Annotated in this window: 13 protein-coding genes; all 13 read right to left on the bottom strand. The window is 69.2% G+C overall.

Annotated elements, in window-relative coordinates; genetic code table 11:
* Window positions 1–59: 59 nt before the first annotated feature.
* Window positions 60–899, bottom strand: a complete 840-nt coding sequence (locus tag C1926_RS07435) for a glycosyltransferase family 2 protein (RefSeq protein WP_108758764.1) — start codon at window positions 897–899, stop codon at window positions 60–62.
* The gene (locus tag C1926_RS07430; protein ID WP_079220594.1) at window positions 896–1,750 is read right to left on the bottom strand and encodes a glycosyltransferase; all 855 of its coding nucleotides are present in this window, start codon (window positions 1,748–1,750) and stop codon (window positions 896–898) included. The genes C1926_RS07435 and C1926_RS07430 overlap by 4 nt, the downstream gene beginning before the upstream one ends.
* Window positions 1,751–2,403: 653 nt before the next feature.
* The gene (gspD, locus tag C1926_RS07425) at window positions 2,404–4,614 is read right to left on the bottom strand and encodes a type II secretion system secretin GspD (RefSeq protein WP_108758763.1); all 2,211 of its coding nucleotides are present in this window, start codon (window positions 4,612–4,614) and stop codon (window positions 2,404–2,406) included.
* 9 nt (window positions 4,615–4,623) lie between these two features.
* On the bottom strand, window positions 4,624–5,415 hold the full coding sequence (locus C1926_RS07420; RefSeq protein WP_108758762.1) for a general secretion pathway protein GspN: 792 nt from the start codon (window positions 5,413–5,415) through the stop codon (window positions 4,624–4,626).
* Window positions 5,405–6,115: a type II secretion system protein GspM gene (gene gspM, locus C1926_RS07415; protein WP_108758761.1), complete on the bottom strand. Its 711-nt coding sequence runs from the start codon at window positions 6,113–6,115 to the stop codon at window positions 5,405–5,407. The genes C1926_RS07420 and gspM overlap by 11 nt, the downstream gene beginning before the upstream one ends.
* A complete protein-coding gene (locus C1926_RS07410) occupies window positions 6,090–7,262 on the bottom strand; it encodes a PilN domain-containing protein (RefSeq protein ID WP_108758760.1) in 1,173 nt (390 codons plus the stop codon). The genes gspM and C1926_RS07410 overlap by 26 nt, the downstream gene beginning before the upstream one ends.
* Window positions 7,259–8,122 carry a type II secretion system protein GspK gene (locus tag C1926_RS07405; RefSeq protein ID WP_108758759.1) on the bottom strand — a complete coding sequence of 288 codons (864 nt, stop codon included), beginning with the start codon at window positions 8,120–8,122 and terminating at the stop codon, window positions 7,259–7,261. The genes C1926_RS07410 and C1926_RS07405 overlap by 4 nt, the downstream gene beginning before the upstream one ends.
* Window positions 8,119–8,751, bottom strand: coding sequence for a type II secretion system protein J (locus C1926_RS07400; protein WP_108758758.1), 633 nt, complete (start codon window positions 8,749–8,751; stop codon window positions 8,119–8,121). The genes C1926_RS07405 and C1926_RS07400 overlap by 4 nt, the downstream gene beginning before the upstream one ends.
* On the bottom strand, window positions 8,748–9,167 hold the full coding sequence (locus C1926_RS07395) for a prepilin-type N-terminal cleavage/methylation domain-containing protein (RefSeq protein ID WP_079220587.1): 420 nt from the start codon (window positions 9,165–9,167) through the stop codon (window positions 8,748–8,750). Before C1926_RS07395 ends, C1926_RS07400 begins: the two co-directional genes overlap by 4 nt.
* On the bottom strand, window positions 9,164–9,658 hold the full coding sequence (locus tag C1926_RS07390; protein ID WP_108758757.1) for a GspH/FimT family pseudopilin: 495 nt from the start codon (window positions 9,656–9,658) through the stop codon (window positions 9,164–9,166). The genes C1926_RS07395 and C1926_RS07390 overlap by 4 nt, the downstream gene beginning before the upstream one ends.
* 6 nt (window positions 9,659–9,664) lie before the next feature.
* A complete protein-coding gene (gene gspG / locus C1926_RS07385) occupies window positions 9,665–10,108 on the bottom strand; it encodes a type II secretion system major pseudopilin GspG (protein WP_079220585.1) in 444 nt (147 codons plus the stop codon).
* Window positions 10,109–10,157: 49 nt separating this feature from the next.
* Window positions 10,158–11,378 carry a type II secretion system F family protein gene (locus C1926_RS07380; RefSeq protein WP_108758756.1) on the bottom strand — a complete coding sequence of 407 codons (1,221 nt, stop codon included), beginning with the start codon at window positions 11,376–11,378 and terminating at the stop codon, window positions 10,158–10,160.
* Window positions 11,379–11,402: 24 nt separating this feature from the next.
* Window positions 11,403–13,124: a type II secretion system ATPase GspE gene (gene gspE, locus C1926_RS07375; RefSeq protein WP_108758755.1), complete on the bottom strand. Its 1,722-nt coding sequence runs from the start codon at window positions 13,122–13,124 to the stop codon at window positions 11,403–11,405.
* Window positions 13,125–13,242 lie beyond the last annotated feature (118 nt).

The raw sequence follows: 13,242 nt of genomic DNA, 5'->3' as shown, positions 1-13,242 counted from the left end.
CTCAGACGTCATGGACCCGGAACGGAAAGCAGCCGAGCGTGGGCTCGGCGCTACAGGGATCAGAGCGCCTTGCGCAGCAGCCTCGGCACCAGCATCAACGCATGGGCCCAGATCGCGCCCCACACCATCACCCGCACCGGCGCCGAGCGCTGCTTCGCCTCGAACTTGCTGAAGTAGCGCCACAGCCCACGGTGCTTGTGCCATTCGACGAAGAACGGCCGCGAGCGACTGGATACCCCACGCACGTGGGTCACCCGCAGATCGTTGGCGATGGCGACCACGCCGCCGGCATCGCGTACGCGGCGGCACAGGTCGAGGTCCTCGGCGTGCAGGCGGTAGCCCGCATCCCAGCCACCGATGCGGTCGAACAGCGCACGCGACATCAGCAGCAGCGCGCCGGACAGTGCCGGCACCCGCTGCAGCGCCTGCGCCGGGTCACGCGGAATCGCCAGCCGCCCGCCGCGGCCAGGCGAACGCAGCATGGCCAGGAAATCGGGGTCGCGCCGGCGTACGGCTTCGTCGGCGAAGCCGTGCTCGTCCACCTGCTCCACGCCAAGCAGGCAATCACCCAGTGCCAGCGCGCGATCGCGCAGCGCCGCCAGGGTGTCCTCCTCCACCAGCAGGTCGGGATTGATGAATGCCAGCCACGGGCTGCTGGAATCGGCCACGCCCTGGTTGTTGGCGGCGGCAAAGCCGGGATTGTCCGGGTTGCCGATGAAGCGTACCCGCGGGTCGTGGCTGGCGTGGCGCTGCACGATTTCCAGCGTGTCATCCTGCGAACCGTTGTCGACCACCCGGATCTGGGCCACGTCCTGCGCCTGGCGCAGCCGCGACAGGCAGGCATCGATGGTGCTGCCGCTCTGGTAGGTGACGACGATGGCGGCGATGGCAGGGTTCAAGCAGGCGACTCCGGCGGCGTGGGCATGGCGAACAGGTCGCCCTGGTCACGCGGCATTATCGCCTGCCGCAACCGTTGCTGCAGGTCATCGCGCAGCGCATGCAGCGGATCGTGCATGAGGAAATCGGCCAGCCGCGGCATCCAGCCCGGCCAACGCGCGGCCAAGGCCTCCAGGTCGCCCTCGCGGCTCGCGGCCTCGCCGGCACGGCTGACGAAGGCGTTCTCGCATAGCACATTGCGCCAGCCCAGCCCGGCCATGCGCAGGCTGAGATCGACCAGCGCAGCGTTCCAGCCAAGGTAGCTGTCTGTGTCGAGGCCACCGGCACGGCGGCGCGCGTTGCCGCGCACCAGCACCGCATGGGTCACCGCCGAGGGCAGTTCCGGGTGCAGGTTGGGCAGGGATGCACAGGTGTGGGCCAGCAGCGCGGGATCGGCCGGTTCCGGATTGATCTCGCCCAGCCGCGGCCACGCGGCGGTTTCACCTGCGTTGCACCAGGGCGTGGCGGTGGCGATGGCGGCATCGCGGGCGAAGGCGGCCTGCAGCTGCTGCAGCCAGCCCGGCGCAGGCACGCTGTCCGGGGCCAGCACGGCCACGTCCAGCCCCTCGCAGGCGCGCAGCATTTCATCGAGGTGGGCGACTTCGCCGAGCGGGCGCGCGCGGCGGGTGTACTCGGCCTGCAGTGGCGTCTGTGCCAGCCAATGCTCGACCACGGCCTGGGCGCGCGGCCCCGCCTGGGCGTCATCGGCCAGCCACACGGCGGTACCCGCCGCGGTGCCGGCATCGAGCGCGGCCAGGCAACGGTCGAGCGCGGCATCGTCCACGCCCAGCGGCAACAACACGATCGCCCCCATCCCGCCTCCGTGGTTGTCGGTGGCGGTAGCGTAGCACCGGCAGGGCTGCGCCCTGCACCTGCTCAATGCAACGGCAACGGCAACGGCAACGTCAAAAGCTGGCATTCCGTGGGATGGCGGGGTGGGTCCGGTTGAGGGGGACGCCGTGAACCCATCCATGGGGGCTTGGTCGCGGCATCCATGCCGCTCACACCCCCTCAACCGGACCCACCCCGCCTTCGACAGGTTCCTGCGGCTGTTGGAACCTGCTGCGGTTGGTGGGTGCCGACCGTTGGTCGGCACGGATGAATTCATTCGATATTTGACAGAAAAAACGTGTCGACCAAGGTCGACACCTACCAAAAGCCGCCGTTACCAGTAGATCCACGCCATGCGTGGATGAATTCATTCGATATCCGACAGATGTGCCGACCAGCGGTCGGCACCCACCAACAGCCACCGGCCAACTGTCAGAGGCGGGGCGGTGTGGGTGGGCAGGACCGTTGGCGCCATGGATGGCGCCATCGAGCCCCCATGGATGGGTTTACGGCGTGTCCTGACCACCCACACCGCCCCGCCATCCCACGGAATGCCGCTTCGGCTTTTGACGTTGCCGTTGCCGTTGCTTGATGCTTCTGCAGGTGCAGGGCTGCAAGCCCTGCCACAAAAAAACCTTACTTCTTGCGCTCGCGGGTGGGGAACGGCTCCATTGCGCGGAAGCGGTTGCTGTACTCGTCGGTCAGCGTCCGTGCTTCCTGCCCGTTGCGGACGATGGTCGGGGTCAACAGCACGATCACTTCCGAACGCTTGTTCACTCGGGTCTTGTTGCCGAACAGACCGCCGACGATCGGCAGACGGCTCAGGCCCGGCACACCGCTGGAACCGTCCTCGTCGGAATTGGTGATCAGGCCGGCCAGCATGATCGTGTCGCCGCTCTGCAACGCCGCCTCAGTGGAAATCTTGCGGGTGTTGATCGGCGGGTTGCAGGTGGTCTTGGTCGGGTCGCAACCGGTCGGAATGGCACCGGCCGAGCTGACTTCCTGCACGATGTCCAGGAACACCACCCCATCGCGGGTGATGCGCGGGCGCACCTTGAGGATCACACCCGTGTCCAGATACTGCACCGTGCTGTAAGTGCTGTCACTGATACCGGTGTTGACCGACACCGAGTTGATCGGAATCTTGGTGCCGACGTTGAGCTGCGCCTCGGCGTTGTTGCGCACGAAGATGGACGGGGTCTGCAGCAGGCGCAGGTTGGTCACCTTGTCCAGTGCACTCACCACTGCGGCAGCATTCTTGCCGAGGAAGGTCCAGCCGGTCTCGCTGCCGGTGATGGCGCCGGCGAAGCTGCCCCAGATGTTGCGGCCCAACGCGCTGGGCAGGGTGGCGCCGCCGGTGGAACCAGTGAAATCCTGGCCCTGCACGGCATTTTCGAAGAACCAGTTGACGCCGTACTTCAGGTCGCCATTCAAGTCGACCTCAGCCACCTGCGCCTCGATGTGCACCTGCAGCGGCATCACGTCCAGCTTCTCGATCACTTCGCGGATCGAGCGCCAGGCCTGCGGCGTGGCGCGCACCAGCAGTGCATTGGTTTCTTCCACCGCCGACACACCGACGGTGTCGCCTTCAACGTCCAGGCTGACGCTGATGTTGCCTTCCTGGCGCTGCGGCAGGTTCATCGTGCTGGTCATGCCGCCGCTGGCGTTGGACGTACCCGTGCCGTTGTTGCTGCCGACATCGAGATTGTCGCTGTTGCTGCTGTTGCCGCCACGGCTGTCCAGCTGCATCGGCATGGCGCCCGGGGCCAGCCCGGGCACCGAGCCGCGGTTGTTGCGGCTGTTGCTGCTGGCGAAGGCTTCGGACAGGCGCTGGGCGAGATCACGCGCCTTGATGTAGCGCAGCTCGTAGGAGAACAGCCGTGCGCTGCCACCGGCGGTGTCGATGCGGTCCAGCCACTGCTGGATCTGGTCCAGGTAGCGCACCTGCGGGGTGATCACCAGCACGGCATTGGCGTTTTCCAGCGGCAGGAAGCGGAACATGCCGGCGCTGGGGGTCTTGCTGTCTTCGCCGAACACCTTCTCCAGATCGCTGGCGACCTGCTCAGCCTTGCCCGACTGGATCGGGAACACGCCCACCGACATGCCCGACAGCCAATCGACGTCGAAGATCTCGACGGTGTGCAGGTAGTTCTCCAGCTCGGCGCGGGTGCCACCGAGGGTGATGACGTTGCGGCCGGTGTCGACGTTGACGATGGCGTTTGGCCGCGCATACGGCTCCAGCACTTTCTTCATCTCGCTGGCGGAAATGAACTGCAGCGGCACCACCCGCACTTCGAAGCCGCGGGCGCTGGAGGCCGGCGCGGTGCTGGGTGCGACGGTACCGGCCAGCGCCTGGTCGGCGGCAACGATGTTGTAGCGGCCACCGCTGTAGACCATGCGGGCGTTGTTCCAGCCCAGCACCATTTCCAGCAGGTTCAAGGCCTGTGCCGGCGACACCGGCTTGGGCGTGGCCAGGGTGACCGTGCCCTGCACGCCCGGGGCGATGACGTAGTTCTGCCCGAGCATGTCGCCAAGGATCGCCTTGACCACGGCGTGCACCGACTCGCCTTCGAAGTTGAAGGTGGCACTGCCGCCGCTGGCCGAGTGCAGAGCCGGTGACGGCGCACGGGCCGCCTCGCGGTTGATCATCGTGCCGCTGCCACGGCGGATCACCGCCTGCGGCGTACCGGCGGCGGCATCACCTTCGACCACCTGTGGATCGGCGGCGGCGGCACCGGCCTCCGGCGGCGGCGTGGTGGCACTGCGATGGACATGCGGGCCGGACACGGTGGCGCAGCCAACCAGCAGCGTCAGGGCGAGGGACCAGGGCAGAAAACGCAGGTTCATGCATTCACTCTATCGGTTGGTGCCATCGCCCGGGGGCGGCGACGGTTGTTGCTGCTGTTGCTGCAGCTGACGGCGACGGGCCTGGATGCGTTCGCGGATGGCCTGCATCTGCGCTTCGCTGGGGCCGTTGTTGGCGGGGGCGGCCGGCGATGGCGCGTTCGCCGAGGCGGCCACGGCGGCGGCGGAGCTGACGACATCGGGGCTGGGCCGCGCATTGGACGCGGCAGCGGCGGCGGGGGGCGGTGGAGGCGGCGGCACGACACCGGCCGGCGGGACCGCACCATTGGCGCCACGCAGCACGGTCGGTGGTTCGCCCCCCTGCCCGTTGAAGGTGGCCAGTTCCAGCACCTGGCTGCCACTGGGGCCGATCACCGTGGCCTGGCGTGGTTCCAGCGCGACCAGCTGCCAGCCATCCACGGCTTCACCGTTCAGGCGCAGCCGCAGCGATCGATTCTGATCGGTGGTGAAGGTCGCCATGCTGAAGCTGTCGGTGAGCAGCACGCCGGTCAGGCGCAAGGCAGCACTGGCCGCCGGTTCGCTGCCGCCCAGCAGGTAGGGCCGGGGCCGACGGTCTTCGGCGAACAGCGGGCGTTCGCCGATGGCGCTGAAGCTGTCGGCAGCGGACATGCGCTCGGCCGCCATCGGCGGCAGGGCGGGCAGTACGGCCTGCGCGGCGGCATCGCTGTCGGCGGCCGGCAGGCGGCTGCCCAGTCCGAAGCCGGTGGCTAGCCAGATCGCGCCGGCCCAGCCGGCCAGGGCCAGCAGGAAACCGGTGCGCAGCGTGATCGGGTCACGTTTCATCGGTGCCCTCCGCTTCCACCGGCGGCTCGGCCGGTGCAGCGCCGGCATCGGCAGCTGGCGTCGGCGTCGGTGCCGGCGCCGCGGCTGCCGCTGGCGCGGCGGCATCACCACTGGCCGCCGGCAGCAGGTAGCCAGCCAGCTCGAACGACACATCCAGGCCCAGGCCCGATTCATTCGCCGATTGCTGGAAGCGCTGCGCGATCAGGTTGAGGTTGTCGACGAACAGGCGCGGGCTGCCCGTTTCCAGGCTGTGCAGCACGGTGGCCAGTTCGGCCACGCCACAGCGCAGGCGCACCTGCATGGCCACGCGCACGAACTCGGCGTCGCGGCGGTTGTCGGTGAGCGGCGTGCGGTTGCTGATGGTGCAACTGCGGTTGCCCGGGCTGGCGTTGGCCACCGCGTCCTGCACGCGCGCGCCGAGGGCCGCGGCGGCCGCTTCGGCGGTCGCTTCGCGCAGGAACCCAGGGCGCTGCTGCAGGGCCTCGCGGGTCTGCTGCAGGCGCTGTTCGATCTGCGGCTGCTGCTGCAGCTGTGCCTGCACGCGCTGCTGGCGCTCGCGCAGTGCGGCCACGTCGGCATTGACCGCCAGCAGCGGCTGGGTGAACCACGGGTGCACCAGCAGCAGGTAGGCCAGGCCCAGCACCGCTACAAGCAGTGCCAGCGCCAGCCAGCGGTCACGGCGCGGGTTTGGCATCGGCATCGGCCGCCTCCCTGGCTGGGGCGGCGGGCGCGGCGGGCGCGGCGGGCGTGGCCACCTGCACCGGCTGCAGTTCGGCGGTCAGGGTGAAGCGGTCACGGCCACTGCCGGCACCATCGGCCTGCAGCACGCCCGTCAGGTTGACCTTGCGCCACTGCGGCGCATCCTGCAGCAGCTGCACCAGCTGCGAGGCTTCGCTGCTGAGGCCGATCAGCTGCAGGTTGTTGTTTTCGATGGCCAGTTTTTCCAGGTAGGTGCCATTGGGCAGGCGCTGGGTCAGTTCGTTCCACAGCTCCACCGTGCTGGCGCGCTGGGCACGCTGTTTTTCGAGGAACGCGGCACCGTCCAGCAGCGCCTGCAGCTCGCTTCGTTCGCTGGCCACGCCACGCGCACTGCGGGCGCTGCGCTCTACTTCAGCGCGCAGCGCGTCGGCCGCCTCGCGGCGGTTGTCCAGCACCTGGGTGGCGGCCAGCACCAGCATCACCAGCGCGGCCAGGCCGAGCAGCAGGTTCCAGCGCCGTGTCGGGTCATGCCGTGGCTGGCGCTGGGCCTGCGGCAGCAGGTTGACCTGCAGCGGCTGGCCCTGCGCGTCGAGGGCGTCGACACCGGACAGCGCATCGGCCCAGGCCCCCACCTGGCCGCGCCAGGCATCGAGCTGGCGCAGCGGCCAGGCCACCAGTTCAACCTGCAGCAGGCCTTCGCCGGCACTGCCACGTTCGCGTACGTCATAGCTGACCTGGCTGGATTCGAACGGCGTCTGCCGGTCGATCTCGTAGCCGACCACCGCGCGCAGGCGGTCTCCTGCGGCCATGGGCAGGCGCAGGTTGCGGCGCAGGACCTGCGCGTCGGCCAGCAGCCAGACCCGCGGCAGGCGGCGCAGGCGCGCGTCCAGCACCCGGTCCAGATCGGCCGGCTGGGTCGGCCATGGCAGGCTCGCCACCGGCTCCAGGCCCTGCCCGGCTTCGCGCCAGACCTGCAGCAGGTCACCCTGCCGCTGCAGCAGCAGGCGGGTCTGCGACCAGCCCAGCGCCCATTGCCAACGCGCCGGCACCCAGGCCAGCAGGGACTGCCGCCACCAGCGCAGGAAACGGCCCGCACCTGGGCCGATCCGCCCCTGTACCTGCCGCAGGCTGTCCTGCCATGCCGTCATCTTGCTGCCATTCCCTGCTCCCAGCGAAGCACCGTGTAGGTTCGTCCGGGCACACCGCCCGATCCATTGCGTACCACCGCCTGCAGAACCGACAAGCGACCGCTGCCGTCGATGGCACGGGACTCGATACTATAGGTGCCGCTGCCGCTGGCAAGCATTGACGGCATCGCTCCGGAACCTTCGTCACGCTCCAGCTGGGCGCGCTGCGCCAACACCTGTTCGGCATCCAGGCCCAATGCGGTCAACACCGGTGCACCTGCGACGCGCGGATCGGGACGCGCCTGCCGGCTGTAAAGCGTCAGGTACGGCAGCATCGCCGAGTACAGCGACGCACGCATGCCGAGCACGCGCTGCAGTTCACCCAGGGTCTCGAAACGCTTGTTGCGCGGGCCGTACGGCAGGCCCGCAGCGGCGTAATCGGGTGCCTCGGCACCGCCGCCCGGCTGCAACAGGCTGTCTTCGTCGCGCCAGTCGATGATGGCGCCTGCCAGCTGCCGGGCCTGCTCGGGCGATTCGCCCAACGCCTGCAGGAACGCATCCAGCAGCGTCGCGTCGGCCAGGTTCAGGTTGATCTTGCCGTTCTCGTCCACCACCCGGATCTCGACGGGCACATCATCGTACTGCCAGCGGTAGGTACGCCCGTCCGCCTGCCAGGCCGGCCGCTGCGGGTCCGGGCGCAGGCGCAGCAGCGCGTACTCCATGCCGGCACGGGCACGCTCCTGGCCGCGCGCATCATCGTCGAGCACCCGCTGCTGCAGGTGCTCCACGCGTGCGGTCAGCGCGAAGGCACCGACCAGCGCGGTCATCAGCGCGATCAGCCACAGCACCAGCACCAGGGCGGCCCCGCGCCGTGCGTTCACCGCGCGCCTCCCAGGCCGCCGGCGCGCGGTGCGACCACCAGCGGCGGCCACGCCGCGCCACGCTGCGGCACGATCTGCACTTCCACCAGCAGCGGCAGCCGCCGGGTGTCGTCCCAGCGCGGCAGCCAGTCGCTCATCTGCCCATTGGCAGGATCGACGCCGCGGTAGCGCAGCGTCACGTCCTTCAAGCCGTCGGCGAGCACTTCAGGCGGACGCGGCGGGGTTTCCGGCAGGCGTTCGCCTTCCTGCAGCAGCACCATGTCCAGCAGCAGCCGGCGCTGCCCGGGGGCGCCGTCCACCTGCAGGGTATGCAGGTACGGGCCACCGCGGCCGAGATAGCCGGGCAGATCAGCGACGAACTGCATGCCTTCGGCATCGCCCTGGAAATACACCGGTTCGCGGGTGGGATCGGGTACCTCGATCGGGCTGCGCATTGCACCGCCCAGCTGCCGCCGCAGCAGCGCCTGCACCGCGCGCATCCGCTCGCTGTCGGCGGCGATCTGTTCGCCACGCTGGCTGACCGCCATCGCCGCGCGCACGCTGGCGAACGCCAATGCGAGGCCACCGGCCAGCAGCACGGTGGCCAGCATCACTTCGACCAGGGTGAAACCGGCGGCGCGACGCTTCATCGTGCGCTCTCCAGGTCCGGCGGCAACAGGCGCAGGGTGCGCCACTGCAGTCGCTCGCGTTCGCCATCCCCCCAGCGCACCTGCAGCTGCAGTTCGGCCAGCCACGGCGCACCCGGCGACTGCGTCGGCGCGACATCGCCGGCACGCGGCTCGCTCCAGGGCTGCACCTGCAGCTGCCAGTGGTAACGGCCCTGTTCCCACTCACCACTCTGGCTGCCGGCCTGCAGCGGCGCGTCGACACCGGCGCTGGCCAGCAGCGACTGCGCGTGCAGTACCGCACGGGTGCGCAGCTCGGCCTCACGCACCTGGCGCGCGCCGCCGGACAGGCTGCCCAGCAGCAGGGTCAGGGCCAGGCCCAGCAAGGCGAAGGCCACGATCACTTCGAGCAGGGTGAAGCCACGCACCGACTGTTTCATTGCGCCCGCCATGGACCGGAACGGACCTCGCCGGTCAGCCAGCCGACATCGATGCGCCATTCGGCGGCATCGCGCTGCAGGCGGATGCGGCCGCCACTGGAGCCGCCATCGGGATGGAACTCGATCACGCCCTGCCCCGGCGCATCGCTGAGCTGCGCGGCGCCTTCAAACACCACCTGCACCGGTTCGGGCACCGTGCCCTGGCGCTGGTTGGCACCCTGCCAGCGATGCTCGGCCGGCTCGATCACGAAGCGCTGCGGCTCACCGCGTGCGATCGCCTGCGCACGCACCATGCGCAGCTGGTTGGCGATGTCCTTGCCGGCGCTGCGCAGCTGCATGCCGGCAAAGCCACGCGACAGGCCGGCGGCCGTGATCAGGCCGATGGCCGCGATCAGCGCGATCACCAGCAGCATCTCCAGCAGCGACATGCCGGTGGCGCGCCTGCCGTGCAGGCGCGGGCTGGGCAGCCGGCGCGGCAGGGACAGCCTCATGCGGGATTACGGCTCGTATCGGATATCGGCATCGACGCTGCTGCCGCCGGTCTTGCCGTCCTTGCCCAGGCTGACCAGGTCATAGGCCTGGCCTTCGCCCGGCGCGCGGTATTCCAGCGCATGGCCCCACGGATCGTTGAGATCGGCGGCCTTGGCATACGGGCCCAGCCAGCCACCGACGCCGGCCGGTGCGGTCACCAGGTCATTGAGCGAACCGGGCAGCTTGCCGGTGTCGATCTGGTAGTTGTCGATCTTCGAGGCCACGGTCTGCACCTGGGCCTTGGCGATGTTCGCCTTGCCGCGGTCGGCGCCGCCGAGCACGCGGCTGGCGACCAGGGTCAGCACCGCACCGATCAGCACGATGACGATGATGATTTCCAGCAGGCTCATGCCGCTCTGGTGGCGTGCGCTGGCGAAGGACAGGCGGATCGGTCGACGGGAAGCAAGCATGGTCGGTCCTTTCAGTTGCGGTGAGTCGGGGTTGCAGGGAAGGCCATCGTCAGCCGATGGCGTTGGTGAGGTCGTACAGCGGCACCAGCACGGCGACGATGACCGCGCCGACCACCGATGCCAGCACCAGGGTGATGGCCGGCACCATCGCCGCCAGCAGGCGGTCGATGCGGCGGGCGCTGTCCTGTTCAAACGTGTCGGCGGCCTTGAGCAGCATGGTATCGAGGGCGCCGGATTCCTCGCCGACCTGGATCATCTGCAGGGCCAGGCGCGGGAAGCGCTTGCCGCGCGAGAGTGCCAGCGACAGGCCGGCACCGTTCTTCACTTCGTCGGCGGCGGTGTCCAGATCGGCGGCCAGCGCGCGGTTGCCCAGCACGTTGCGGGCGATGCCCAGCGCGCCCAGCAGCGGCACGCCGTTGCGCAGCAGCGTGCCCAGGGTGCGGGCCAGGCGTGCGGTTTCCAGTTCGCCCAGCAGGCGGCCGATGCCGCGCCGCTGCAGCAGCCAGCCATCCAGCGCCAGGCGGAACGCCGGTTGCCGCAGCTGCCGTTCCAGCAGCAGGGTGAACACGCCCGGCACCACCAGCAACAGGATCCACCAGTCGCGCACGAACAGGCCCAGCTGCAGCACCGCGTTGGTGAACCACGGCAGGGCCACGTCCAGGCTTTCGTACATCTGCGCGAACTGCGGCACCACGTAGCCGAGCAGGAACAGCAGGGCGCCACCGACCACCACCAGCAGGATGGCCGGGTAGACCAGCGCGTTGATGACCTTGCCCTGCAGCGCGCGGCTGCGTTCGAGGTAATCGGCCAGGCGCTGCAGGGTTTCGTGCAGGCTGCCACCGGCCTCGCCGGCGCGCACCATGTTCACGTACAGGCGCGAGAACAGGCCGTGCTGGCGCTCCAGCGCCGTCGACAGCGGCGCACCGCCGCGCACCACGTCGCGGATGTCGGTGATCGCGCGCCGCGAACGTTCGTCCTCGGGCAGGCCGAGCAGGATCGACAATGCGCGGTCCAGCGGCTGGCCGGCACCGAGCAGGGTCGACAGCTGCTGAGTGAACTGCAGCAGCGCCGCGCCCTGCAGGGGCCGCGGGCGGAACAGGCTGGCCAGGCTGCTGCCACCTGCCGCGCCGCCTTCGGCCAGGCGCGTTTCCATCGGCAGATGGCCCTGGTCCTGCAGGCGTGCGATCAGATCGGCCTCGCTGGCCGCTTCCATCTGCCCGTCGAAGACTTCGCCGTGCGGGTTCAGTGCCTTGTAGCGGTACGTGGGCATGTCAGCGTCGATCTCCCGCGCGCATCAACCCTCCTCGGTCACGCGCAGGACTTCCTCGATGGTCGTCTGCCCGCTCAGGGCCTTGGACAGGCCGTCTTCGTACATGGTGCGCATGCCAGCCTCGCGGGCGATGCGTTCGATCTCGCCCATGCCGTCGCGCCGCATCACCGCGCGCCGCAGCGCGTCGTTCATCACCAGGAATTCCATGATGGTGGTGCGGCCCAGGTAACCGGTCGGTGCCAGTGCCGAGGGCTTCGGGCGGAACAGGTGGATCGGCCCCTGCGGCTGCAGGCGGCGCAGTTCGAAACGTTCGATCTCCTCCGGCGAGGCTTCGTAGCGCTCGGCGTGGGTGGGCTCCAGGCGGCGCACCAGGCGCTGGGCGAGGATGCCGTTGATGGTGGACGTGAGCAGGTAATCCTCCACGCCCATGTCGAGCAGGCGGGTGATGCCGCCGGCCGCATTGTTGGTGTGCAGGGTGGACAGCACCAGGTGACCGGTCAGCGCCGACTGGATGGCGATGCGCGCGGTTTCCAGATCGCGCATTTCGCCGATCATGATGATGTCCGGGTCCTGGCGGACGATGCTGCGCAGCGCGTTGGCGAAATCCAGGCCGATCTGCGGCTTGGCCTGGATCTGGTTGATGCCTTCGATCTGGTACTCGACCGGATCCTCGACCGTGATGATCTTGACGTCGGCGGTGTTGAGCTGGCTCAGCGCGGTGTACAGCGTGGTCGTCTTGCCCGAGCCGGTCGGGCCGGTGACCAGCAGGATGCCGTGCGGCTGCTCGAGCACCTTGCGGAACTGCGGCAGGAACGCATCGGTAAAGCCGAGCCGGTGGAAATCGAACACCACGGTCTCGCGGTCCAGCAGTCGCATCACCACGCTTTCGCCGTGCGCGGTCGGCACGGTGCTCACGCGCAGGTCCAGTTCCTTGCCCTGCACGCGCAGCATGATGCGGCCGTCCTGCGGCAGGCGGCGTTCGGCGATGTTGAGCCGGGCCATGATCTTGATGCGGCTGATGACCGCGGCGGTGAGGTTGGCCGGCGGGCTTTCGCCTTCCACCAGCACGCCATCGACGCGGTAACGCACCTTAAGGCGGCTTTCAAACGGTTCGACGTGGATGTCCGAGGCGCGCAGTTCCACCGCACGCTGGATGACCAGGTTGACCAGGCGGATGACCGGGGCTTCGGAAGCGAGGTCGCGCAGGTGTTCGATGTCATCGACCGCGCCGCCTTCGCCATCTGCGGTTTCCACGATCGCACCCATCGCGCTGCGGCCCTGGCCGAACCAGCGCTCGACCAGGTCGTCGATCTCCGCGCGCATGCCCAGCATCGGGCTGACCGGTACGCCCAGCGCCAGCTGCACGGCCTGCTGCGGATAGGCATCGTGGGCATCGGCCAGCCACAGGCGTACGCCGTGTTCATCCAGCGCCAGCGGGCACACGTGGAACTGCTTCAGGAAACGCAGCGACAACGGCAGGCCTTCGGCCAGCGACTGCGGCGGTGCTTCGGGCAGCTGCTTGCCTTCCAGCAGCGGCAGGCCCAGTACATCGGCACTGGCCTGCGCCTGGTCACGCTCGGACACCAGCCCCAGCCGCACCAGCAGGCCCAGCAGGCTGCCACCGGCTTCGGCGTGCAGCGGCCGTGCGCGCGCCAGGTCCCCTTCCTTGAGGCGCCCGCGCGCCAGCAGCGCATCGAGGATGCGGCCTTCGGCGTCGTCGATGGCAGTGGCAGCGAGCGCGTTCACATGACTCTCCTGTCGATCCTCCCGACTTTAGCAGCTCAGCCCAGACTTCCGCTGCCTTGCGCGCGCAGGACCATGAAAGACGACGCCCGTCACCTTCCGGTAACGGGCGTCGCCAATT

This window comes from Stenotrophomonas sp. ZAC14A_NAIMI4_1, assembly GCF_003086915.1.
In the GTDB taxonomy this organism is placed as follows: Bacteria; Pseudomonadota; Gammaproteobacteria; order Xanthomonadales; family Xanthomonadaceae; genus Stenotrophomonas.
Note: the sequence above shows the minus strand (reverse complement) of the source record. Positions and strands in the feature narration are given on the sequence as shown.

Bases quoted from the DNA above. Each gene is read 5' to 3' on its own strand.
- C1926_RS07395 (WP_079220587.1), bottom strand. From the start codon at position 9,167: ATGAAACAGTCGGTGCGTGGCTTCACCCTGCTCGAAGTGATCGTGGCC.
- C1926_RS07390 (WP_108758757.1), bottom strand. From the start codon at position 9,658: ATGAGGCTGTCCCTGCCGCGCCGGCTGCCCAGCCCGCGCCTGCACGGC.
- C1926_RS07410 (WP_108758760.1), bottom strand. From the start codon at position 7,262: ATGACGGCATGGCAGGACAGCCTGCGGCAGGTACAGGGGCGGATCGGC.
- gspM (WP_108758761.1), bottom strand. From the start codon at position 6,115: ATGCCGATGCCAAACCCGCGCCGTGACCGCTGGCTGGCGCTGGCACTG.
- C1926_RS07420 (WP_108758762.1), bottom strand. From the start codon at position 5,415: ATGAAACGTGACCCGATCACGCTGCGCACCGGTTTCCTGCTGGCCCTG.
- C1926_RS07380 (WP_108758756.1), bottom strand. From the start codon at position 11,378: ATGCCCACGTACCGCTACAAGGCACTGAACCCGCACGGCGAAGTCTTC.
- gspD (WP_108758763.1), bottom strand. From the start codon at position 4,614: ATGAACCTGCGTTTTCTGCCCTGGTCCCTCGCCCTGACGCTGCTGGTT.
- gspG (WP_079220585.1), bottom strand. From the start codon at position 10,108: ATGCTTGCTTCCCGTCGACCGATCCGCCTGTCCTTCGCCAGCGCACGC.
- C1926_RS07400 (WP_108758758.1), bottom strand. From the start codon at position 8,751: ATGAAGCGTCGCGCCGCCGGTTTCACCCTGGTCGAAGTGATGCTGGCC.
- C1926_RS07430 (WP_079220594.1), bottom strand. From the start codon at position 1,750: ATGGGGGCGATCGTGTTGTTGCCGCTGGGCGTGGACGATGCCGCGCTC.